The sequence below is a fragment of the Allobosea sp. P5_A5 genome, assembly GCF_056400625.1.
On record NZ_JBFUKY010000002.1, the window covers coordinates 583,196 to 602,725 of the forward strand.

Sequence of the window (19,530 nt, forward strand, 5' to 3'; positions counted from 1 at the left end):
CGTGGCGACATCGCCAGTTGGCTCCGAAATCCGTCGGGCGAGCCCGAATTGCCCTCAAGGAGAGTTTCATGAAACGCATTGCGCTCATCGCGGCCTCATCGATCGCGGTACTGGCGAGCAGCTTCGCGCTCGCACAGCCCCAGCCGGTCCCTCCGGTCGGTGGCGACAAGCCGCAGCAGCAGACCGACAGCCGCGACGAATGGCGCGAGAAGCGCGCCGAGCGCATGAAGGCAAGGCTCGACGAGCGTCTCGGCCATGTCCGCGACGAGTTGAAGCTCAGGCCGGAGCAGGTTCCGATGTGGGACAAGCTCGAAGCCCTGATCAGGCAGCGTTCGGCCGAGCGCGGCGATCACTGGTCGCAGATGCGGGAAGGGCGCGAGAAGCTGCGCCATGCCGACATCATGGAGCGCATCGACGCCCGCGCGCAGCGGCTGGGCGAGCGTGCCAATACCGCCAAGGAGCTCGCCGATACGGTGCGGCCGCTCTGGACGACGTTGAGCGACGAGCAGAAGACCGTGCTGCGCCGCTCTGTCCGCGACGCGATGGCGGCCGGGCACGAGCGGGGCCAGGGCATGCAAGGTCAGGGCATGCGAGGTCAGGAGATGCGCGGCGACCGAGAGATGCGCGGCGGGCGCGACCGCTACGATCGCGAAAACGATGATCGCGGGTCGCGGGATTGGCGCGACGACCGGCGCGGCGGCCAGGACGGCCAGAGCGGGTATCGTTCTAACGACGAGCGCCGCGGCAACCAGGGCAACCAGGGACATGACGGAAACGACGACGAGTAGGCGTCGTCCTTAGTTTTCGCCTAGCAAACAGCTCTATTCTTACGACGCCCGCTTTCGGTTGTTGCCGGAAGTGGGCCTTCGTGCGACTGACCGCCGCCTTCACGCGAGCCAGCGGCCATGCGCTTCATTCACACCTTCGAATTGCTGCCGTTTCTGGATTCGCTGGTCAGCCTGGCGTCGGCTTTCGTGCTGGGCGTCCTGATCGGCGCCGAGCGGCAGTATCGCCAGCGAACGGCTGGCTTGCGGACGACGGTGCTGGTCGCGGTCGGTGCGGCGGCGTTCGTCGATCTCGCGATGCGGCTGGGCAATGCCGACGGCGCGATCCGTGTGATCGCCTATGTGGTCTCGGGCATCGGCTTTCTGGGCGCCGGCGTGATCATGAAAGAAGGCATGAATGTGCGCGGCCTCAACACGGCCGCGACCTTGTGGTGTTCGGCTGCGGTCGGAGCCTGCACCGGCGCCGACATGGTGGCTGAAGGTGCGCTGATCACGCTCTTCGTCATCGCCGGCAACACGTTGCTGCGGCCGCTGGTCAACGCGATCAATCGCATTCCGCTGAACGAGCAGGCGCTGGAGGCGACCTATGAGGTCGTCGTCACCACCAGTACGGCGGCTCTTGCGGCGGTTCGCGAGACGCTGGTCGACTATCTGGAGGCCGCGCAATATCCGGTCAGCGACGTGACCACGCAAGACCGTGGCGACGATGCCGTCGCGATCGTCGCCAAGCTGATCAGCACGGCGATCGACCGCAAGGAACTCGACCACGTCGTGGATAAGCTGGCCCGCTTGCCGGCCGTCACCCACGCGACATGGGAAAGCAGCACGGCAGACTAGCGTCGGCTGTCGACCGTCACAGTTTCGGGCCGATCAGCCGCCGACGGAGTCGGTCACGCATTTCTTGGTGAAGCTCGTCTTGGCGGCGCCGGCGAGCTTCTTGTCCGCGGCCTGCTTGTCACAGGAGGCCGTGGCATCCTTCTGGCACTTCGTCAGAAAGCTGGTCTTGGCAGCGCCGGCGAGCTTCTTGTCGCCAGCCTGCAAGGTGCAGCTTTGCGCATAGGCGAAGCTCGCCGAGCAGGAGAGGGCGAGCGCGAGCAACAGGGTCTTGGTCATAGCGAATCTCTCTTGCGAGAACCACGGGCCCTTGACGCTAGGGCATTCCGGCAAGGCTGTGAACAGTCGAATGGGCGCCTGACCAACGCGGGCTGGCCTCAGAGACAGGCGTGCCAGACAAGCCTGGGTTTACCATAATGATTCAACTTGGATTCACACCTTCGTTTTTACCTTTCGGCAGGAAACTGCGATGCGAGGGGCGAAGCATGAGGCAGCATTGGTTGACGTGGGGCATGCGGGCCTTCATCGGCGCCGTTTTCGTGCTCTGTCTGTTCGGGCCCTATGGACTGTCGATCCTGATCGGTTGTCTGGGGCTCGGATGCTACTGTTTCCGCGACGAGGCGGGGTCGCATCTCTAGCGGCGGTCGACCGCGACAGCGAACGGACCCCGGGCTGACACAACAAAAAGGGGACGGCGGATGACCGCCGTCCCCTTGAATTTTATCTGGAAGCCGCCGCAGCGACCCCAGACTTCATCAGCGCGAGTAGAACTCGATGACGAGGTTGGGTTCCATCTGCACCGCGTAGGGCACGTCCGTCAGCGTCGGGGTGCGGGTGTAGGTGGCCGAGAATTTGGTGTGGTCGGCATCGATGTAGTCGGGCACGTCACGCTCGGCGAGAGAGGCCGACTCGATGACGATGGCGAGCTGCTTCGACGAGTCCTTGACCGCGATCACGTCACCCGGCTTCACCTGATAGGAGGCGATGTTGACGCGCTTGCCGTTCACGGTGATGTGGCCGTGGTTGACGAACTGGCGGGCGGCGAAGACGGTCGGGACGAACTTGGCGCGGTAGATCACCGCATCGAGACGACGCTCGAGCAGGCCGACGAGATTCTCGCCCGAGTCGCCCTTGAGGCGGATCGCCTCGGCGTAATAGCGGCGGAACTGCTTCTCGGAGATCGAGCCGTAATAGCCCTTGAGCTTCTGCTTGGCGCGCAGCTGCGTGCCAAAGTCGGACGGCTTGCCCTTGCGGCGCTGGCCGTGCTGGCCGGGGCCGTATTCGCGGCGGTTGACCGGGGACTTCGGGCGGCCCCAGATGTTCTGACCGAGGCGACGGTCAATCTTGTATTTCGCCTCATGGCGCTTCGACATATCGCGTGTCCTCTGTGGTTCGCGAGTTGAGGACCGCGCCCTCCTGCTCCCAGACATAAGGTCCAGGCGACAGATCCGGCTCCCGAAGGAAAGCGGATCGCGGGTGCGGAAAAAGTCACGCGGCCCCGTGAGGAGCCGCGTGATGGATGGCGATATGGCGCAAGCCATTCGTGAAGTCAAATTCGGACGAGGCCGGCTAAGGTGTTGTCGGCCTCAGTGCTTGCGGCGCGCTCAGTAGCCGCGGTGACGATAGTGGGGGCGCGGGCGATGCTTCATCCAGCCGCGATGGTGTCCGCGATCCCAGCCGGGATGGCGGCGGGGGCCGTGGCGATACATGGCGTGAGGACCATGGCCGCGATGCCAGCCATCGGGGCGCGGCTGGGCCTGCGCGTCCGACGCGCCGCCGAAACCGCCGAAAGCCAGACCGAGGCCGAGCGTCGCGAGCAAAAGCAGTTTCTTCATCGATTGGTTCTCCTTGGAACTGTCGCCGGCAGGAGAACGTCCGGGCGCGCGGCCTGTTCCTCAGACACCGAGCGGCATCGGCTCGGCCACGACCTGCGCAAGGCCGTAACCGGCCAGCGCGATCCGCAACGGATCGCTCAGGCCGCTGCCGCTGGTGAAGACTGCGGTGGACTCCGGGGGCAACAGGGACGCGGCAGGGCGCAGCAGATCCGCCACGCGGCGAGCGATGGCCGGCGCAGAGTCAATCCAGGTCACGGGCCAGGGCGCGACACGTTTCATCCGTTCCAGCAGCAGCGGATAATGCGTGCAGGACAGGGTGACGACATCGGTGCGGCGCCCATCGATCTCGACGAAGCAGGGCGCGATCTCGGCACGGACCATGTCATCGTCCACCGCCTCGCCCCTCAGCGCGCTTTCGGCGAGGCCGGCGAGCCGCGTCGCGCCCACGAGCGTGACGTGATGCGCGGCCGCATAGGTTTCGATCAGCCCCCGTGTGTAGTCGCGCGCGACGGTGCCGGGCGTCGCCAGCACGGAGATGAGGCCTGTGCGGGTCAAGGCCGCAGCCGGCTTGATCGCCGGAACGGTGCCCACGAAAGGGATGCCGAAGCGCGCTCTCAAGGCGGGCAGCACCAGTGTTGACGCGGTGTTGCAGGCGATGACGACGAGGTCGGGGTGGAAGCGTCCGATAAGGCGCTCCATCACGGCGAGGACACGGCCGACCAATTCGACCTCGCTAAGACGCCCGTAAGGAAAGCCGGCGTCGTCGGCGGCATAGACGATATTCGCGCCGGGGCAGGCCTGCGTCGTGCGCGCGAGCACGGTCAGACCTCCGAGGCCCGAATCGAAGACGAGGATCGTCGGCTGTGTCCGGGGGAGGGCCAGGGGGTGGTATCCCGTCCCCGCGAGGAGATCGACCTGCATGAGTGCGCCGCGAAACGTCAAAGCGTGATTGCGCCTGAGAGGGGTTAAGCGACGGTCAACGACCCGCCAAATCACGTTCTGAATTTAGTTGACTCTGTCCACTAAATGTTTTGTCCATGAGGATGGAAGCATGGAGGCAGGCGCCGTGACGACAGTCGATACTCCAGCGGTCGCGGCGATCCGCCGCTTCAACCGCTTCCACACGCACTGGGTCGGCGCTTTCGGTGCAAACCTTCACGGCTCTGGTTTCTCGCTGACCGAGGCGCGCGTTCTCTATGAGCTGGCGCAGCGCGAGGGCTGGCAGGCCGGCGAACTGGCTCAGGAGATGGGGCTCGACCCGGCCTATCTTTCCCGCATGCTCAAGCGTTTCGAGAAAGAAGGTTGGCTTGCCCGGCAGCGCTCGATGGCAGATGGACGCGCCTTCGTCCTGGGGCTGACCGGGCAGGGGCGCGTCGTGTTCGGGTCGCTGGACCGGGCTTCGCGGCAGCAGGCCGAGGCGGTGCTCGCGCGGCTGTCGAGGGCGGAGCGCGAGCGGCTGGCCGCCGCCTTGGCCGATACCGAGGCGCTGCTCGGCGGCTCTCGCACCAAGCCTGAGGTCTCGATCCGGGCGCATCGGCCGGGCGATATGGGTTGGGTGATCGGCGCGCATGGCAAGCTCTATGCGGAGGATTATGGCTGGGATGACAGCTTCGAGGCCCTGGTGGCGGAGATCGCGGCGACATTTCTGCGCGAATTCAAGCCCGGTCGGGAGCGCTGCTTCATCGCCGAACTCGGCGGCGAGCCGGTGGGTTCGGCGTTTGTCATCACTGAGGATGCCGAGACGGCGAAGCTCAGGCTCGTGATCGTCGAGAAGAGGGCTCAAGGGCTCGGTCTCGGCAAGCGGCTGGTGACTGAGGCCGTCGCCTTCGCCCGCGCCGCCGGCTATGCGCGCATGGTGCTTTGGACCAACGATATCCTGCATGCGGCCCGCGCGATCTATGTCGCTGAGGGCTTTCGCCTGGTTCTCGAGGAGCCTCACCACTCCTTCGGGCAGGATCTCGTCGGCCAAAACTGGGAATTGGCTTTCTGAGCAGAGCCGGCCGATCCGGTTACGCCTTCAGCTTTAGCAACGCGGCGGCCGCGGCGCGCCCGGCCAGCGTTGCCCCGCCGACGGTCATGGCCCCGCCGCCGGCGGTCGCCTCACCTGCGATCAGGAGCTTGCCGGCGGTCGGCAGAGCCAGCGCTTCGCGAGCACCGTCATGGCCGGGCTTGCAGACGGAGTACGAGCCCTTGGCGAAGGGATCGGTCCACCAGGCGGGGAAGGACGCCGCCTTCACCGTCGCGCGAAAGCCGCTGCCGATCATTCGTCCGAGCAGCTCCGTGGCATGGCTTCTGGCCGCGTCGCTGCCGGCTTCCGAGAGCCCGCGGGCGAAATCGCCGCCGCAATAGCCGATGACGAGGTCTGTTCCGTCCGGGTACATGTCGAAGCTGATCATCTCTTCGGGCGCGCCGGATTCCATCAGCGTGGTTCCAGGCTCGATGCCGAAGCGGTCGCCCTCCACCTTGAGGGCGATCTTGGTCAGCGCCCCCATCTGCAGTCCGGCCAGTGCATCTTGCGTCGCCGCAGGCAAGGGCGGCTCGAACCGGATCGCACCGGCCTTCAGCACGCCGACCGGGACCGTGACGATGCAGGCGTTGGCCGTGACGGTTCCCGACAGCGTGGTGACGATCACGGCCGGCCCGCCCCAACTGATCGACTGGACCGGCTGACCAAGGCGAATGTCCAGCCCCGCGCCTTGGCGGGCGACGAGGTTCCCGTAACCGCTGGGTACCACGAGGTCGTCGCCGGACCAGAGGCGCTGATAGTCGCGCGAAGAGATGCGGCTCGATTCCTCGCCGATCGAGAGAAGCAGTCCGGACGCCGCGACAGGCGCCATGTCCGGGCCGAGATCGCCCAACAACTCGGCCACCGATAGATCGCGCGTGGCGATATCGGCCGTCTCCAGACGCTTGTCGATCCGGTCGAAGGCCTCGCGCCGGCGGTTGCGATCTGCCGTCCCCATGGGCTTGCCGTCGGCGAAGGAGCGGAAGCCGCCGCCCCAGGGCTCCGAAGCCGTCGCTACGCCGAAGCCCCGCGCGATATCGACCCACGGGTTTCGTTCGGCCCAATGGATGTACATCGCGCCTGCGTCGTAGGATGGACCCAGCGAGGTATCGGTCCAGGCGCGTCCGCCGATGCGGGTGCGCGCCTCCAGGATGACGGCGCTGCGGCCGGCAGCCTTCAAGGCATGGCCTGCTGCGAGGCCGGCGGCGCCGGCGCCGATCACGACGACGTCGACATCGGCAGCGGCCTGCGCGGCTCCGGAGATCGAAAAACCAGCCGCCAAGGTAGCTCCTCCGGCCAAAAGCGTGCGTCTGCTGAGCGGGATATCGCGATCGATCATGACGGGAAGATGCGCCTTGCCGGCCGCCTGACAATGAGGATCGTCGATCTGCGCGCGTTTCTTCCGATCACGAGATCGGGAGCGGCTTCCGGCCGAAGCATCCGCGCTGTAGTTCTACATTAGAATAGTTATTTACTAGAGAGATTCTATAGTTATGCTTTGGTTGATTCAGTAATTGACAGTGAATATTGCTCACAATATGGCAAATCAGCCTGATGTTGATCCATAAGGCATTGTTTATACTCATTTTAAATTTGCCGACGGGCTTTGACCCCGGCGGCGAAGACGGGACTGGGCGATGGGCGGACATTTGGACAAGTTTCGCGGGGGCGTGGCGCTGGGGAGCCTCGTGCTGACCCTCCTGGCCTCGGCCGCGCAGGCGCAGCAGAGCCCAGCGCGCGGCGCAGCTGCCACCACTCCGGGCACTGACGCGCCGGTGGTGCTGGACCAGATTACCGTGCAGGGCGAAGGGCAGCCCGGCGGCGCGCTGCTGAACGGCCCGACGACGACGCGGGTGACGCGCGAGCAGCTCGACCGGCAACAGGTGACGAGCTTGAGCGACCTGGCGAATCGGACAGAGGCCGGCATCACCTTCAACCGCACGACCAATTCGCTCAACATTCGCGGGCTCGACGGCGCGCGTGTCCTGACGACGGTCGACGGCATCCGGCAGCCCTTCATGGTTGATACGCGCATCAGCCGCGGGGCGCAGAACGCCTTCGACTTCGATTCGCTTTCGACGCTCGACCTGCTGCGCGGTGGCGGTGGCGGCGCGACGCTTGGAAACGGCGCGCTCGGCGGCGCGCTGGCGGTGCGCACGCTCGATCCGGAGGACCTGATCCGCAACGGCCGCACTTACGGAACCTTAGCCAAGACCGGCTATGACAGCACGGACCGCGCCTGGTTCAGCAGCGCCGCGGCGGCTGCCCGCGTCGGCAACACCTCCGTCCTGCTTCAGGGCGGCTTCCGCGACGGGCACGAGAGCGACACCAAGGGCAACCTGAAGACGATCGGTGCGGGCCGCACGGCGCCGAACCCTGACGACTTCAACCAGTACTCTTTCCTGGCCAAGCTCTACCAGCAGGTCGGAGACCACCGCTTCGGCATCCAGGGCGAAATCTTCAAGCGCGCCGACCGGATACAGACCCGCACGAGCACGGTTTCGCTGACCGGCAATTTCCGCCCCGGCTCCTACCAGACGGGTGAGGACGTCGAGCGCAATCGCGTCTCGCTGAGCTACGACTATGTGGTGCCCGGCTCGTTCTTCGACGAGGCCCACGCCATCGCCTATTGGCAGCGCCTCAAGCGCGACGATCTGGTCAGAGGCTACCGCTACACCAGCATCGTCGGGCCGTATGTGCGCGACAACGAGAACGAGGAAAACGCCTACGGCTTCAATGCCCATGTCATCAAGAATTTCCAGACCGGCGTTCTGAGCCATCGCATGACGCTTGGCACGGAACTGCGGACCTCGACGCTGGAGCAGTATTCGTCAGGCGTCGATAATTGCCCGGCGCGCCCGGCCACCGGGTCGTTCACGGGTGCGCTCGCCACCTGCAACAACCTGTTCAGCAACCAGTCGGACCAGCCGAAGGTCGACGGCAAGCTCGTCGGCATCTACGCGCATGACGAGATCGGCATGCTCGACAACCGCCTGCGGGTGACGCCGGGCGTGCGCTTCGACTGGTATCAGGAGAAGCCGCAGGACACGCCAGCCTATACGCTCAGCGGCTCGCGCCCGGTCGGCTTGCCGCCGTCATCGAGCGATAACGCAGTTTCTCCCCGCGTCCGGCTCGAATACGACATTCTGAAGAACGCTCCCCTGGTGAAGGACGTCACCGTCTTCGCGCAATGGGCCAAGACCTTCAGGGCGCCGACCGCCGACGAACTCTACGGGCGCTTCGGCGGGCCTTCCACCTATCTGCGCGCCGGCAATCCCACTTTGCGCTCCGAGACCGGCAACGGCATCGATGTCGGCATGCGCTTCGGTGACAAGCAGTTCGGCGGTTCGGTCACCTATTTCCACTCGAATTACCGCAACTTCATCGAAAGCTACCAGTCGCAGGCGCCCGGCGTCGGCGGGCAATACCCGCAGGGCGGCATCCAGACCTTCCGCAATATCCCCAAGGCCGAAATCCAGGGCGTCGAGGTCAACGGGCAATATGCCTTCGCGCAGAACTGGCTGGTCCGCGGCTCCTTCGCCTATACGAGAGGCCAAAACCAGACGGACCATGTCTTCCTGAACTCGATCCCACCGGTTCAGGGCATTGTCGCGATCGCCTACGGCACCGAAAGCTGGGGAGCCGAGGTCTCGACCAAGCTCGCTGGCAAGCGCGATGACGTCGCCGCCACGACCGGTTCGAATCAGGCCATCCGCGCACCGGGTTACGCGATCTTCAATGCCTCGGCCTGGTGGCGCCCGATGCCGCAGATCGCCGATCTTGAACTGCAGGTCGGCGTCTACAATATCTTCGATCGCAAGTATTTCGATGCGGTCAACGTGCCGGTCGGCGTTCTGGCGCAGGCTCGGGACTACTACAGCGAACCCGGCCGTACGGTGAAGGCGACGCTGAAGTATCAATTCTGACCGGGTCGCTTCGAGACCCTCCCGGTCCAGCATGGCCGGCCCTTCGGGGCCGGCCTTTTTTATGCGCCGGGTTCGCCTTCCGCCTGTCGCGCCAGCAGCCGCGCCTTCCGCGGCCCCTCAGTCAGCGATTTGAAGACGCCGCGCAACGTGCGTGCCTCCTGCTCGGTCATCTCGAGACGGTGCAGGATATCGCGGAGATTGGCCGTCATGACCGCCTTCTTGCCCGGCGGGAAGAAGCCGCAGAGGTCGAGCTCGGCTTCGAGGTAGTCGAACATCGAGAAGACCGTCTCGCGCTTGGCCGGCGGAGACGCGTTGGATTCGCGAAAGGGCGGTTGGCCGTTCGTGGTCTTGAACCATTCGTAGCCATTGAGCAGGACCGCCTGGGCAAGGTTGAGCGACGCGAAGGCCGGATTGACCGGGAAGGTGAGGATCGCGTCGGCCAGGCTGATCTCCTCGTTCGTCAATCCGATGCGCTCGCGCCCATACAAGATGCCGATGCGCTCGCCGGCACCGACGCGTCCCGCAAGGTCCGGCATGGCTTCGGCAGGGGTGAAGACGCGCTTCATCTGGCCGCGCTCGCGCGCCGTGGTCGCCAGAACGTGGTCGAGATCGGCCACAGCCTCGGCGGCGGTGTCGTAGAGCCGGGCATTCTCCAGAATGTGGGTCGCGCCGGAGGCGGCCGCCGTCGCGCCCTTTTTCAGGCCGCTGCCGGTTGGCCAGCCATCGCGAGGCGCGACGAGGCGCATCTCGGAAAGGCCGAAATTCGCCATGGCCCGAGCGCACATGCCGATATTCTCGGCAAGCTGTGGCTCGACGAGAATGACGACAGGGGCAGGGGCCGCGATGGCGGGCTTGGTACGGTCGGTGCCGGAACCGGTCATTGCGGAAGCCGTTGCTGGAACTGTGGTGCGACCTGTCCTCTCGGCTCAGCGAGGCGCCCGGTCAAGCGCAACAGGCTGGAGAGCAAGCGGGTGGAGAACGATGGAGTGGTGTGGCTGGCAAGTCTGCTGTTTCTCGCCGTGCCGATCGGCTTGGCCATGTCGCGGTATTGGGCGAAGGCCCGCGCGTCCGGCGCGGTCCGCCTCGACGGCAGCAAAGCCGATCCGGCAGCAGGGGATGAACCGGAGCCGGAACCCGGCGACACCCTGCGCCCGTGAGCGCGCTCAGCGCTGAGCGGCGGCCTCTACCGAGCGGAGGACGCGCAACGTGTTGCCTCCCGCAAGCTTCGCCAGGTCGTCCTCGCTCCACTCACGCCGAATCAGCTCCGCGATCACATTGGGGAAGGTCGTTGTGTCCTCCAGCCCGTCCGGATTGACCCAGCCGAAGAAGTCCGAGCCGATCCCGACATGGTCGTGGCCGATGCGCTTGGCCAGATAGTGGAGATGATCGCAATATTGCGCGATGGTCGCCTTCGGTCGCGGCCCGACCTTGCGTTCGATCTCGCCCTCGACCTTCGCATGATCCATGCCGTCCGGCGTCTTGCCGTACTGGTCCTTGGCCGGGCGATGCCAGTCGCGCGAGGCCTGGTTGATGAAGTCGGGCACGAAGGTCGCCATCACCACGCCGCCATTGCCCGCGACCCGATCCAGCACATCGTCGGGAACGTTGCGCGGGTGGTCGCACAGGGTGAAGGCGTTGGAGTGCGACCAGACGGCCGGAGCCGTGGCGATGTCGAGCGTATCGTGCATCACCTTGGGCGAGACATGGGCGAGGTCGACGACCATGCCGAGCCTGTTCATGCGGCGGATCACATCCTTGCCGAAGCCGCTCAAGCCGTTGTGGCGAGGGGCGTCGGTCGCCGAATCGCACCAATCATGCGTGCCGTTGTGGCAGAGCGTCATCAGGCGCACGCCGAGGTCGAAATAAGCGTCGAGCGCGTCGAGCTCGTTGTCGATGGCCGAGCCGTTCTCAATCGTCATGAAAAGGGCGATCCGCCCTTCCGCCTTCGCCGCCTCGACATCGCCCGCCGACAAGCCCGGCCGGAAGGCGTCGGAATGGCGCTTGAGGATGTCGCGCATCAGGGCGATCTGGGCCAGCGCGAAGCCCGCCGGCTTGGCGTGGTTCGGCGGCACATAGGCCGCGAAGAACTGGCCGGCGAGCTTGCCGGCCTTCATGCGCGGGATGTCGGTATCGACCTCGGCATGAACCTTCGTCAGGTCATAAGCGCCGACATCCCCCTTTGCCCTGGCATCGTTGCGGATCACGTAAGGGAGGTCGTTGTGCCCGTCGATCAGCGGAACACGGTCGAGCAACGCCAGTGCCGCAGCGTAGGCATTGTCCTGGACGGGCGGTTTGGCGAGGGCCATGGCGAAGTCTCGGTCGGGAATCGGGAGGCCATTCTGGCAGGGCCGGGTGCGGCAAGCGAGAGGGCACAGTGCAGGGCTGACCATCGCCGTGCGTCATGCTCGGGCTTGACCCGAGCATCTCGTCCAGAAGAGGCGCCTTTGTCGTCCAGAGATTCTCGGGTCCGCGCCAGCGCGGCCCGAGAATGACGCGGTGTTCAGCCGAAGCGCGACGCGGCGAAAGGAGCCGGGTCGACGAAGACCTTCTGGCCCGTCACCATCTCCGCCATCATCCGGCCGGTGACCGCCGCCAGCGTCAGGCCGTGATGGGCGTGGCCGAACGAGAACCAGAGGCCCTTATGCTTCGGCGCCGGGCCGATAATCGGCATCATGTCCGGCGTGCAGGGGCGCCGCCCGAGCCAGGGCTGCGGGTCGAGGCGTTCGCCCAGCGGGAAAAGGCTCTTCGCGATCGGCTCCGCCCGGCCGAGCTGGACTGGCGTGTCGGCGGCATCGCGGTCTGCGAACTCGGCCCCTGTCGTCAGCCGGATGCCCTGCAGCATCGGCGCGAGGAAATAGCCGCGTTCGGTGTCGAGCACCGGATGGTTGAGCACCGCATTGCCCTGCGGCTTGTAATGCATGTGGTAGCCGCGTTTGACCGCGAGCGGCAGATGATAACCGAGCTTGTGCGTCAGCACGTCGGCCCAGGGGCCAAGCGCCACCACAACATCCCTCGCCTCAGCCTTCGTGCCGTCCGCCAGCGTGACGCTCCATTCGTCGCCATCCTGCTTCAGCGTGCCGGCATCGCCGAGCGCGAGCTGGCCGCCGAGCTTCTCGAACAGCGCGACATAGGACTTCGAGAGACCGTGCGGATCGACCACCGTCACCGGGTCGGTCCAGTGCAGGCCGCCGATCAGGCTGCCATGGTCGAGATGCGGCTCCTCGGTCTTGAGCGCCCCCATGTCGAGGGCGCGATAGTTCACGCCGAAGTCGCGCTTCCAGCGCGCCGCTTCGGCGAGCCGCGTGTCGCGTTCCTTCTCGGTGCGGAACACCTTCATCCAGCCATTGCGGCGCAACAGGTCAAGCGCGCCGGCCTCCTCGGCGAGCGCGTCGTGTTCCGTAACGGAGTGTTCGATCAGCGTCGCATATTTGTGGGCGATCGCCTCATGCTGCGAGGCGCGCGAATGCATCCAATAGGAATACAGGAACGGCGCCAGCTTCGGGATCGCCTGCCAATGGTAGTGAGCGTCGATGGTGTTGTTTCGCGCATAGCGCAGCAGGGCGCCGAAATCATGCGGGAAGCCGTAAGGATAGACGCCCTCACGCTGGATCAGGCCGGCATTGCCGTAGCTGGTTTCCTCGCCCGGCGCGCGCTTGTCGACCAGGATCGTCGAGCGGCCCGCCTTTTGCAGGTGGAGCGCAACCGCGATGCCGACGATGCCCGCGCCGAGAACGATCGTATCCGCCCGCATGACCTGCTCCTGACAGTCCCAATGGTATCAGGATAAAGGATTGGTTCGGTTTGTCAGCGGCAGTGCGCATTTCTGCGGTGATTTAACGGATATTTCGCAGAAGCAATAGCCGTTGGGCGTCAATCGCGCTGCTGAGCCATCGAAATAGCTCCTTGGTTGCAATTTTATGCCGGCTCGATTTGGCTCGGGCTGATGCCCTGGCGGCTCGGCGCCACTGTGCTTCCCTCAAAGGGCCCAGAGGTGATGTCACGGCGCGCATCGACCGGGCGCCTCCGGCTGCTGACGACACCTGACGTTACGCCCTGCGACACGGCCTCGTCGCAGGAGTTGGCGCCTTGATCACATTATATTCCGGGCCGTTGAGCCTGTTTTCGCGCAAGGTCGAGATCGCATTGCGGGAAAAGGGATTGGCTTTCGAGCGTGTCATCGTGCCGTTCAACCAGACGACGGGCTACGAACCGCGCCATCCCGAAGTCGTGGCGCTGAACCCGAAGCGGCAGGTGCCCGTGCTCAGCGATTGCGGCCTGGTGCTCTACGATTCCACCGTCATCCTGGAATATCTCGATGAGGCCTATCCGCAGCCGCCGCTGATGCCTCGGACGCCGGTTGAGAGGGCGCGCTGTCGGCTCGACGAATTGTATGCCGACGAGGTGATGCTGCCGGCCTTGAAGCCGCTGATGCATCGCACCGGGCCGCCAGCGTCCGAGCGTGACCGGCGCATCGCGCAAGAGGCGGATGCGCTGATCGCGGAGGGCGAGCTTTCGCGGCATTACGAGGTGCTGGAGAGCAAGCTCGCGGCGCGCGCCTTCTTCGGCGGCGAACTGGCCAACTCCGACATCGCGCTGTTCATGAGCGTGCTGTTTTCGCTGCGGCTCGGCGGGCCCCCGCTCGATGGATTCCCCTGGCTGTCGGCCTGGTTCTCGCGGCTCCGGCAGCGGCCGGCCTTCGTGCAGGTTGCGGCCGAGATCGCGGAGGCGGACCGGCGCATGTCGTTTCCGGTGAAACTGCGCTCCGCCTGATTGCAGCGTTGCGGGCGTGGGGTTAAACCGCCCGGCATGACCCACGCCATCCGCATCGCCCCGTCGATCCTCTCAGCCGATTTTTCGAAGCTGGGCGAGGAGGTGCGCGCGATCGACGAGGCCGGTGCGGACTGGATCCATTGCGACGTGATGGACGGGCATTTCGTGCCGAACATCAGCTTTGGGCCGGATGTGCTCAAGGCGATCCGCCCGCACACGACCAAATTCTTCGACGTGCATCTGATGATCGCTCCCGTCGACCCGTACATCGAAGCTTTCGCCAAGGCCGGTGCCGACCTGATTTCCTTCCATGTCGAGGCCGGCCCGCATCCGCACCGCACGCTGCAGACGATCAAGGCGCAAGGCAAACAGGCGGGCATCGTGCTCAACCCCGGCACGCCGGCGAGCGCGGTCGAGGCGCTGATCGCCGAGGTCGACCTGATCCTGCTGATGACCGTCAATCCCGGCTTCGGCGGGCAAAGCTTCATCCGCTCGGTCGTCGAGAAGGTTTCGCAGGTCAAGGCGCTGATCGGTGGGCGGCCGATCGCCCTCGAGATCGATGGCGGCGTGACGCCGGAAACCGCGCCGCTGGTCGCCAAAGCCGGTGCGGACACGCTCGTCGCCGGCTCCGCCGTATTCAAGGGCGGGCCTTCGGCCTATGCCGGCAATATCGCGGCGATCCGCAAGGCGGCTGAAGCCGCTCGCGGCGACTGGGTCTGAATACGGCCTATGTGTCGCCGTCATTGCGAGCGGAGCGGAGCGATCCGGGAGACGTAAGCGTTCTGCTGCCCCTGGATAGCTTCGTCGCTTCGCTCCTCGCAATGACGACTTTCCGCAATCGCCGCTAAACGCCCAGATCCAGCGACTCGAAGCCGCCATAGATCATCCGCTTGCCGTCGAAAGGCATGGGATTGGCGTCCGGTTGCATGCGCGGGTCCTGCATCAGCTTGGCCCAGGCGGCGTTACGCGCTTCTTTGCTTGGCCATTCGATCCAGGAAAAGACCACGATCTCATCGTCCTTCGCCGCCACGGCACGGAAGAAGTCGGTCTGCTGGCCGCGTTTGACGTCGTCGCCCCAGCATTCCGTTACCGTGATCGCACCATGCTCCTTGAAGAGCGGCGCGGCTTTGGCCGCATGGGCCCGATAAGCTTCCTTGTTCGCGGCCGGAACGGCGACGACGAATCCGTTGATATAGGACATGGCATTGCTCCTGTAGCGCTCTGCGCAAAGCCGATCCTAGCCTGATCCCGCGGCCAAGCCGTGACATGAGCGCATCTTCGCCCATCCGGCGGTTTCCCTCGGCGTCGGCTCATGTTAGCCAGCCTGCGATCCCTGACACCCGTCCCCGAGCGCGCCGATGATCCCCCGTTATTCCCGCCCCGACATGGTCGCGCTCTGGGAGCCGCAGACCCGGTTCCGGATCTGGTTCGAGATCGAAGCCCACGCCACCGACAAGCTGGCCGAGCTTGGCGTGGTGCCGAAAGAGGCCGCCGCGACGATCTGGGCCAAGGCGGGGGATGTCGAGTTCGATGTCGCGCGCATCGACGAGATCGAGCGCGTGACCAAGCACGACGTCATCGCCTTCCTGACGCACCTGGCCGAGATCGTCGGCCCCGAGGCGCGCTTCGTCCATCAGGGCATGACCTCGTCCGACATTCTCGACACGACGCTGTCGGTGCAGCTGGCGCGCGCCACCGATCTCCTGATTGCCGATGTCGATGCGCTGCTGGCCGCGATCAAGCGCCGCGCTTTCGAGCACAAGTTCACGCCGACCATCGGGCGTTCGCACGGCATCCATGCCGAGCCGGTGACCTTCGGTCTCAAGCTGGCGCAGGCCTATGCCGAGTTCGATCGCTGCCGGGCGCGGCTCGTTGCGGCGCGCGCCGAGATTGCGACCTGCGCCATCTCCGGCGCCGTCGGCACCTTCGCCAATATCGACCCGAGCGTGGAGGCTTATGTCGCCGAGAAGATGGGCCTGACGGTCGAGCCTGTCTCGACGCAGGTGATCCCGCGTGACCGGCATGCGATGTATTTCGCCACGCTCGGCGTCGTCGCGTCCTGCGTCGAGCGGCTCGCCATCGAGATCCGCCATCTCCAGCGCACCGAGGTCTATGAGGCGGAGGAGTTCTTTTCGCCGGGCCAGAAGGGCTCCTCGGCGATGCCTCACAAGCGCAACCCGGTGCTGACCGAGAACCTGACCGGCCTTGCCCGCCTGGTCCGCGGCATGGTCACGCCTGCGCTGGAGAACGTCGCGCTCTGGCATGAACGCGACATCTCGCATTCCTCGGTCGAACGCATGATCGGACCCGATGCGACGGTAACGCTCGACTTCGCGTTGGCTCGCCTCACCGGGGTCATCGACAAGCTGCTGATCTATCCGCAGAACATGCGCAAGAACCTCGACCAGCTCGGCGGACTGCACAATTCGCAGCGCGTCCTGCTGGCGCTGACGCAGGCCGGTGCCAGCCGCGAGGAATCCTATTCGATGGTGCAGCGCAACGCGATGCGCACCTGGGAGCATGGCGAGGACTTCCTGACGAACCTGCTCGCCGACCAGGATGTCGCTGCGAAGCTCAGTGCCGCGCAACTCGAGGCGATGTTCGACGAAGGCTATCACTTCAAGCATGTCGACACGATTTTCGAGCGGGTGTTCGGCGAGGCCTAGGCGTCATGAAAACCGTCGACGCGAACATCCTCATCATCCCCGGCTGGTCGGGCTCCGGGCCCGACCATTGGCAGACTCGCTGGGAAACCCGTCTGCCGACGGCGCGCCGCGTCGAGCAGGAGGATTGGTACAAGCCGACGCGCGATGGCTGGTCCAAGCAGATCATCGCTGCCGTGCGCGCGGCGACACGGCCGGTGGTAATGGTCGCGCATTCGGCCGGTTGCAGTGCCGTTGCGCACGCGGCCGAGCATCTGAAGCATGGCGAGGTGGCCGGGGCCTTCCTGGTCGCGCCGGCCTCCGAACGCGCGAAGCGCGCCGTGCCGGGCATGGGTGAGGACTTCATCCCGCATCGGCGCGAGACATTGCCGTTTCCGTCGGTGTTGATCGCGAGCGCAAGCGATCCCTACTGCACGCTTGAAGAGGCGAGGGCGCTGGCCGAAGCCTGGGGCTCTGAGTTCGTCGACGCCGGCGACAGCGGGCATCTGAATACAGAATCGGGTCACGGGCCGTGGCCGGACGGCCTGCTGCGTTTCGGCGGGTTTCTCAGAGGGTTGGGCGCGGTTCCGGAGAAGGTGATTCAATAGTGTCCCCGGAGGGTCTGGTGCCCCTCATGCGTCGGACCTCGCCTGACCGGACGTTTAGCCGAATACCGGGCTCATCGACGACAGAGGCAATCATCGTGGCACATGCGAACCGGGTCCTGCAGTCGATCAACAACGAAGACGCGTCGCTGTGCGTCGACATCTTCCTGCGGCCGGAAGGCACGGTGGGTTTCGAGGAATTCCGGCGTGATTTCGAAGATAACCGAGGCTGGTCAGCCATTGGCGGCTACGCTTCGCAGAGTTTCGCCGATCACCCGGCCGCGCTGGCGGCCGCGAAAGCAACTGTTCCATGGCTGCGCGGAGCGATGGGCTCCTGAGTTTCGCGAGTGGGCGTAAAATCGTCGCCCAGCACCGCGTCTGGCGAGAAGGCCCTTCCGGATCGCTAGGCGCAAAAAACCCGCCCCGGCTAACCGGGACGGGCTCGTTTCATCGCACGACGATCAGATTACGAGATCAATTCTCGACGTAGCTGATCTTGCCGTCGGCGCCCTTCTTCCAGGTGTACATCGTGTAGTCCGGACGGGTGATGTCGCCCTTCTTGTCGAAGCCGATATCGCCGATCACGGTCTTCACCGGCTGGCCGCCATGCAGCGCGTCGGCGATCTTCTTGGGATCGGCCGAGTTGGCGCGCTTGGCGCCTTCGGCCATGATCTGGACCGCGGCGTAGCTGTAGAGGGTATAGGCTTCCGGCTTGAAGTTCTTGGCGGCGAACTTCTGGACGATGGTGGCCGCCTCCGGGCGCTTCTGCGGGTCCGGCGGGAAGGTCATCAGCGTACCTTCGACGCCGGGGCCGCCGATGGTGGCGAACTCGTCGGTGGTGATGCCGTCACCCGACACCATGACCGTCTTCAGGCCCTGGTCGCGCATTTGGCGCACGATCAGGCCGCCTTCGGTGTGCAGGCCACCCCAATAGAGATAGTCGGCGCCGGAGGCCTTGATCTTGGAGACGAGCGCCGAGAAGTCCTTCTCGCCGGCGTTGACGCCTTCGTAGAGCACTTCCTTCACGCCGCCGGCATTGAGACCCTTCTTCGTCTCGTCGGCGAGGCCCTGGCCGTAGGTCGTCTTGTCGTGGACGACGGCGATCTTCTTGTCCTTGAAATTCTTCAGGAGATAGGCCGAGGCGACGGCGCCCTGCTGGTCGTCACGACCGCAAGTGCGGAAGGTGTTCCAGAGACCGCGCTCGGTGATCTTCGGGTTGGTGGCCGAAGGCGAGATCATCAGCACGCCGTTTTCGGCGTAGACTTCGGACGCCGGCATCGCGACGCCGGAGTTGAACGGGCCGACGACCCATTTCACGCCGTCACCGACGAACTTGTTGGCGACAGACACGCCCTGCTTGGGATCGGACACGTCGTCGCCGACGCTGACCGTGATCTTCTGACCCAACACGCCGCCGGCGGCATTGATGTCTTCGGCAGCCTGCTCGGCGCCGTTCTTCAGCTGTGCGCCGAAGGCGGCGTTCGGCCCCGTGATCGGCCCGGCGACGCCGAGCTTGATCTGGGCGTTGGCGATGCTCGAGAACGCGAGAACCGCGCCCAGTGCGATGCCGCCCAAAAGCAACTTCTTCATGCGTTGAAACTCCCCTGTCTTGATTTTAAAAACGGGCTGGACGGACCGCCCGTCTCGGCGCGTAAGGCCACCGGAAACCGCAGTCTCGCGCTTTTTCGGCAGGGTGTCACGCGGCAAGCTCATGCAACTTTCTGCGACATTTCTGGGCCATCAGGCCAAGGCTAAAGCAGTTCCGGCTTGATCACGGCGCCGGGGCGCGGCTTCCAGCCAAAGGGGCCGGCGCGCTCGAACAGCCAGTGATATTGCCGCGTCATCTGCCGGGCGCGGGTGTAGCGCCAGCCGGCGAAGCCGACGATCAGCAGCACGAGCGTATCGACGATGTAGTAGTGCAGAGTGAGGAGCGTCGCCTGGAACAGGGCGAAGTGGATGAAGCGCACGAACAGCCCCAGCACCAGCATGTAGACGACGAGCTGCCAGTTTGGCCGCCAGGTCAGCGCGATCGCGCGCCCCGCCATCCAGGCGAGCCAGCCGCCCATGACGACAGAGACCAGGAGGAACAGCCAAATCGTCGGTTCTTCGTAAAGGATGCCCTGCATCG

22 protein-coding genes are annotated in these 19,530 nt (G+C 65.2%); 11 read left to right on the forward strand and 11 right to left on the reverse strand.

Annotation, left to right across the window (positions count from 1 at the left end; translation table 11 throughout):
* Positions 1-68: 68 nt before the first annotated feature.
* Together AC1DR6_RS06395 and AC1DR6_RS06400 are read left to right on the forward strand one after the other, a co-directional pair.
* The gene (locus AC1DR6_RS06395) at positions 69-788 is read left to right on the forward strand and encodes a Spy/CpxP family protein refolding chaperone (RefSeq protein WP_476828339.1); all 720 of its coding nucleotides are present in this window, start codon (positions 69-71) and stop codon (positions 786-788) included.
* Positions 789-905: 117 nt separating this feature from the next.
* Positions 906-1,622 carry an MgtC/SapB family protein gene (locus tag AC1DR6_RS06400; protein ID WP_476828340.1) on the forward strand — a complete coding sequence of 239 codons (717 nt, stop codon included), beginning with the start codon at positions 906-908 and terminating at the stop codon, positions 1,620-1,622.
* Positions 1,623-1,655: 33 nt separating this feature from the next.
* On the opposite strand, the gene AC1DR6_RS06405 is transcribed toward AC1DR6_RS06400, so the two are convergent.
* Positions 1,656-1,898, reverse strand: a complete 243-nt coding sequence (locus tag AC1DR6_RS06405) for a hypothetical protein (protein WP_476828341.1) — start codon at positions 1,896-1,898, stop codon at positions 1,656-1,658.
* A 206-nt stretch (positions 1,899-2,104) separates the two neighbouring features.
* Between AC1DR6_RS06405 and AC1DR6_RS06410 the strand changes: the two genes are divergently transcribed.
* Entirely contained in the window at positions 2,105-2,257 is a 153-nt protein-coding gene (locus AC1DR6_RS06410) for a hypothetical protein (protein WP_476828342.1), read from the forward strand.
* A 117-nt stretch (positions 2,258-2,374) separates the two neighbouring features.
* On the opposite strand, the gene rpsD is transcribed toward AC1DR6_RS06410, so the two are convergent.
* From rpsD to murI, 3 genes are all read right to left on the reverse strand, one after another.
* On the reverse strand, positions 2,375-2,992 hold the full coding sequence (gene rpsD, locus AC1DR6_RS06415) for a 30S ribosomal protein S4 (protein ID WP_476828343.1): 618 nt from the start codon (positions 2,990-2,992) through the stop codon (positions 2,375-2,377).
* 231 nt (positions 2,993-3,223) lie between these two features.
* Complete coding sequence (locus tag AC1DR6_RS06420) at positions 3,224-3,454, reverse strand: hypothetical protein (RefSeq protein WP_476828344.1); 231 nt, start codon at positions 3,452-3,454, stop codon at positions 3,224-3,226.
* A gap of 60 nt (positions 3,455-3,514) precedes the next feature.
* Complete coding sequence (murI, locus tag AC1DR6_RS06425) at positions 3,515-4,375, reverse strand: glutamate racemase (protein WP_476828345.1); 861 nt, start codon at positions 4,373-4,375, stop codon at positions 3,515-3,517.
* Between the two features lie 130 nt (positions 4,376-4,505).
* On the opposite strand from murI, the gene AC1DR6_RS06430 reads away from it, so the two are divergent.
* Positions 4,506-5,444: a bifunctional helix-turn-helix transcriptional regulator/GNAT family N-acetyltransferase gene (locus tag AC1DR6_RS06430; protein ID WP_476828346.1), complete on the forward strand. Its 939-nt coding sequence runs from the start codon at positions 4,506-4,508 to the stop codon at positions 5,442-5,444.
* A 19-nt stretch (positions 5,445-5,463) separates the two neighbouring features.
* Here the strand turns inward: AC1DR6_RS06430 and AC1DR6_RS06435 are convergent, their stop codons facing one another.
* Positions 5,464-6,741, reverse strand: coding sequence for a flavin monoamine oxidase family protein (locus AC1DR6_RS06435; protein ID WP_476828347.1), 1,278 nt, complete (start codon positions 6,739-6,741; stop codon positions 5,464-5,466).
* Between the two features lie 355 nt (positions 6,742-7,096).
* Between AC1DR6_RS06435 and AC1DR6_RS06440 the strand changes: the two genes are divergently transcribed.
* Positions 7,097-9,385 carry a TonB-dependent hemoglobin/transferrin/lactoferrin family receptor gene (locus AC1DR6_RS06440; protein WP_476828348.1) on the forward strand — a complete coding sequence of 763 codons (2,289 nt, stop codon included), beginning with the start codon at positions 7,097-7,099 and terminating at the stop codon, positions 9,383-9,385.
* 59 nt (positions 9,386-9,444) lie between these two features.
* Here the strand turns inward: AC1DR6_RS06440 and AC1DR6_RS06445 are convergent, their stop codons facing one another.
* Positions 9,445-10,266 carry an RNA methyltransferase gene (locus tag AC1DR6_RS06445; protein ID WP_476828349.1) on the reverse strand — a complete coding sequence of 274 codons (822 nt, stop codon included), beginning with the start codon at positions 10,264-10,266 and terminating at the stop codon, positions 9,445-9,447.
* Between the two features lie 90 nt (positions 10,267-10,356).
* Between AC1DR6_RS06445 and AC1DR6_RS06450 the strand changes: the two genes are divergently transcribed.
* The gene (locus AC1DR6_RS06450; protein ID WP_476828350.1) at positions 10,357-10,542 is read left to right on the forward strand and encodes a hypothetical protein; all 186 of its coding nucleotides are present in this window, start codon (positions 10,357-10,359) and stop codon (positions 10,540-10,542) included.
* A gap of 6 nt (positions 10,543-10,548) precedes the next feature.
* On the opposite strand, the gene AC1DR6_RS06455 is transcribed toward AC1DR6_RS06450, so the two are convergent.
* A complete protein-coding gene (locus AC1DR6_RS06455) occupies positions 10,549-11,691 on the reverse strand; it encodes a dipeptidase (RefSeq protein ID WP_476828351.1) in 1,143 nt (380 codons plus the stop codon).
* A 194-nt stretch (positions 11,692-11,885) separates the two neighbouring features.
* Positions 11,886-13,136 carry an NAD(P)/FAD-dependent oxidoreductase gene (locus AC1DR6_RS06460; RefSeq protein ID WP_476828352.1) on the reverse strand — a complete coding sequence of 417 codons (1,251 nt, stop codon included), beginning with the start codon at positions 13,134-13,136 and terminating at the stop codon, positions 11,886-11,888.
* A gap of 335 nt (positions 13,137-13,471) precedes the next feature.
* Between AC1DR6_RS06460 and AC1DR6_RS06465 the strand changes: the two genes are divergently transcribed.
* Together AC1DR6_RS06465 and rpe are read left to right on the forward strand one after the other, a co-directional pair.
* Complete coding sequence (locus tag AC1DR6_RS06465) at positions 13,472-14,155, forward strand: glutathione S-transferase family protein (RefSeq protein WP_476828353.1); 684 nt, start codon at positions 13,472-13,474, stop codon at positions 14,153-14,155.
* Between the two features lie 36 nt (positions 14,156-14,191).
* Entirely contained in the window at positions 14,192-14,875 is a 684-nt protein-coding gene (rpe, locus tag AC1DR6_RS06470) for a ribulose-phosphate 3-epimerase (protein WP_476828354.1), read from the forward strand.
* A 124-nt stretch (positions 14,876-14,999) separates the two neighbouring features.
* Here rpe and AC1DR6_RS06475 read toward each other — a convergent pair whose 3' ends face one another.
* Complete coding sequence (locus tag AC1DR6_RS06475) at positions 15,000-15,356, reverse strand: DUF1428 domain-containing protein (protein WP_476828355.1); 357 nt, start codon at positions 15,354-15,356, stop codon at positions 15,000-15,002.
* 157 nt (positions 15,357-15,513) lie between these two features.
* Here AC1DR6_RS06475 and purB point away from each other — a divergent pair, with 157 nt between their 5' ends.
* The 3 genes from purB (at position 15,514) to AC1DR6_RS06490 (ending at position 17,740) form a co-directional block, all read left to right on the forward strand.
* Positions 15,514-16,821 (forward strand): adenylosuccinate lyase, encoded by a 1,308-nt coding sequence (purB, locus tag AC1DR6_RS06480; protein WP_476828356.1) that lies wholly within the window; start codon positions 15,514-15,516, stop codon positions 16,819-16,821.
* A 5-nt stretch (positions 16,822-16,826) separates the two neighbouring features.
* A complete protein-coding gene (locus tag AC1DR6_RS06485; RefSeq protein WP_476828357.1) occupies positions 16,827-17,405 on the forward strand; it encodes an RBBP9/YdeN family alpha/beta hydrolase in 579 nt (192 codons plus the stop codon).
* Positions 17,406-17,500: 95 nt separating this feature from the next.
* Positions 17,501-17,740, forward strand: a complete 240-nt coding sequence (locus tag AC1DR6_RS06490) for a hypothetical protein (protein WP_476828358.1) — start codon at positions 17,501-17,503, stop codon at positions 17,738-17,740.
* A 136-nt stretch (positions 17,741-17,876) separates the two neighbouring features.
* Here AC1DR6_RS06490 and AC1DR6_RS06495 read toward each other — a convergent pair whose 3' ends face one another.
* Together AC1DR6_RS06495 and AC1DR6_RS06500 are read right to left on the reverse strand one after the other, a co-directional pair.
* Complete coding sequence (locus AC1DR6_RS06495; RefSeq protein ID WP_476828359.1) at positions 17,877-18,992, reverse strand: branched-chain amino acid ABC transporter substrate-binding protein; 1,116 nt, start codon at positions 18,990-18,992, stop codon at positions 17,877-17,879.
* Between the two features lie 161 nt (positions 18,993-19,153).
* Complete coding sequence (locus AC1DR6_RS06500; protein ID WP_476828360.1) at positions 19,154-19,528, reverse strand: DUF6867 family protein; 375 nt, start codon at positions 19,526-19,528, stop codon at positions 19,154-19,156.
* Positions 19,529-19,530 lie beyond the last annotated feature (2 nt).

Bases quoted from the DNA above. Each gene is read 5' to 3' on its own strand.
- AC1DR6_RS06420 (WP_476828344.1), bottom strand. From the start codon at position 3,454: ATGAAGAAACTGCTTTTGCTCGCGACGCTCGGCCTCGGTCTGGCTTTC.
- AC1DR6_RS06395 (WP_476828339.1), top strand. From the start codon at position 69: ATGAAACGCATTGCGCTCATCGCGGCCTCATCGATCGCGGTACTGGCG.
- AC1DR6_RS06455 (WP_476828351.1), bottom strand. From the start codon at position 11,691: ATGGCCCTCGCCAAACCGCCCGTCCAGGACAATGCCTACGCTGCGGCA.
- AC1DR6_RS06430 (WP_476828346.1), top strand. From the start codon at position 4,506: ATGGAGGCAGGCGCCGTGACGACAGTCGATACTCCAGCGGTCGCGGCG.
- AC1DR6_RS06485 (WP_476828357.1), top strand. From the start codon at position 16,827: ATGAAAACCGTCGACGCGAACATCCTCATCATCCCCGGCTGGTCGGGC.
- AC1DR6_RS06495 (WP_476828359.1), bottom strand. From the start codon at position 18,992: ATGAAGAAGTTGCTTTTGGGCGGCATCGCACTGGGCGCGGTTCTCGCG.
- rpsD (WP_476828343.1), bottom strand. From the start codon at position 2,992: ATGTCGAAGCGCCATGAGGCGAAATACAAGATTGACCGTCGCCTCGGT.
- AC1DR6_RS06475 (WP_476828355.1), bottom strand. From the start codon at position 15,356: ATGTCCTATATCAACGGATTCGTCGTCGCCGTTCCGGCCGCGAACAAG.
- AC1DR6_RS06460 (WP_476828352.1), bottom strand. From the start codon at position 13,136: ATGCGGGCGGATACGATCGTTCTCGGCGCGGGCATCGTCGGCATCGCG.
- rpe (WP_476828354.1), top strand. From the start codon at position 14,192: ATGACCCACGCCATCCGCATCGCCCCGTCGATCCTCTCAGCCGATTTT.
- murI (WP_476828345.1), bottom strand. From the start codon at position 4,375: ATGCAGGTCGATCTCCTCGCGGGGACGGGATACCACCCCCTGGCCCTC.
- purB (WP_476828356.1), top strand. From the start codon at position 15,514: ATGATCCCCCGTTATTCCCGCCCCGACATGGTCGCGCTCTGGGAGCCG.
- AC1DR6_RS06410 (WP_476828342.1), top strand. From the start codon at position 2,105: ATGAGGCAGCATTGGTTGACGTGGGGCATGCGGGCCTTCATCGGCGCC.
- AC1DR6_RS06445 (WP_476828349.1), bottom strand. From the start codon at position 10,266: ATGACCGGTTCCGGCACCGACCGTACCAAGCCCGCCATCGCGGCCCCT.
- AC1DR6_RS06405 (WP_476828341.1), bottom strand. From the start codon at position 1,898: ATGACCAAGACCCTGTTGCTCGCGCTCGCCCTCTCCTGCTCGGCGAGC.
- AC1DR6_RS06440 (WP_476828348.1), top strand. From the start codon at position 7,097: ATGGGCGGACATTTGGACAAGTTTCGCGGGGGCGTGGCGCTGGGGAGC.
- AC1DR6_RS06500 (WP_476828360.1), bottom strand. From the start codon at position 19,528: ATGCAGGGCATCCTTTACGAAGAACCGACGATTTGGCTGTTCCTCCTG.
- AC1DR6_RS06400 (WP_476828340.1), top strand. From the start codon at position 906: ATGCGCTTCATTCACACCTTCGAATTGCTGCCGTTTCTGGATTCGCTG.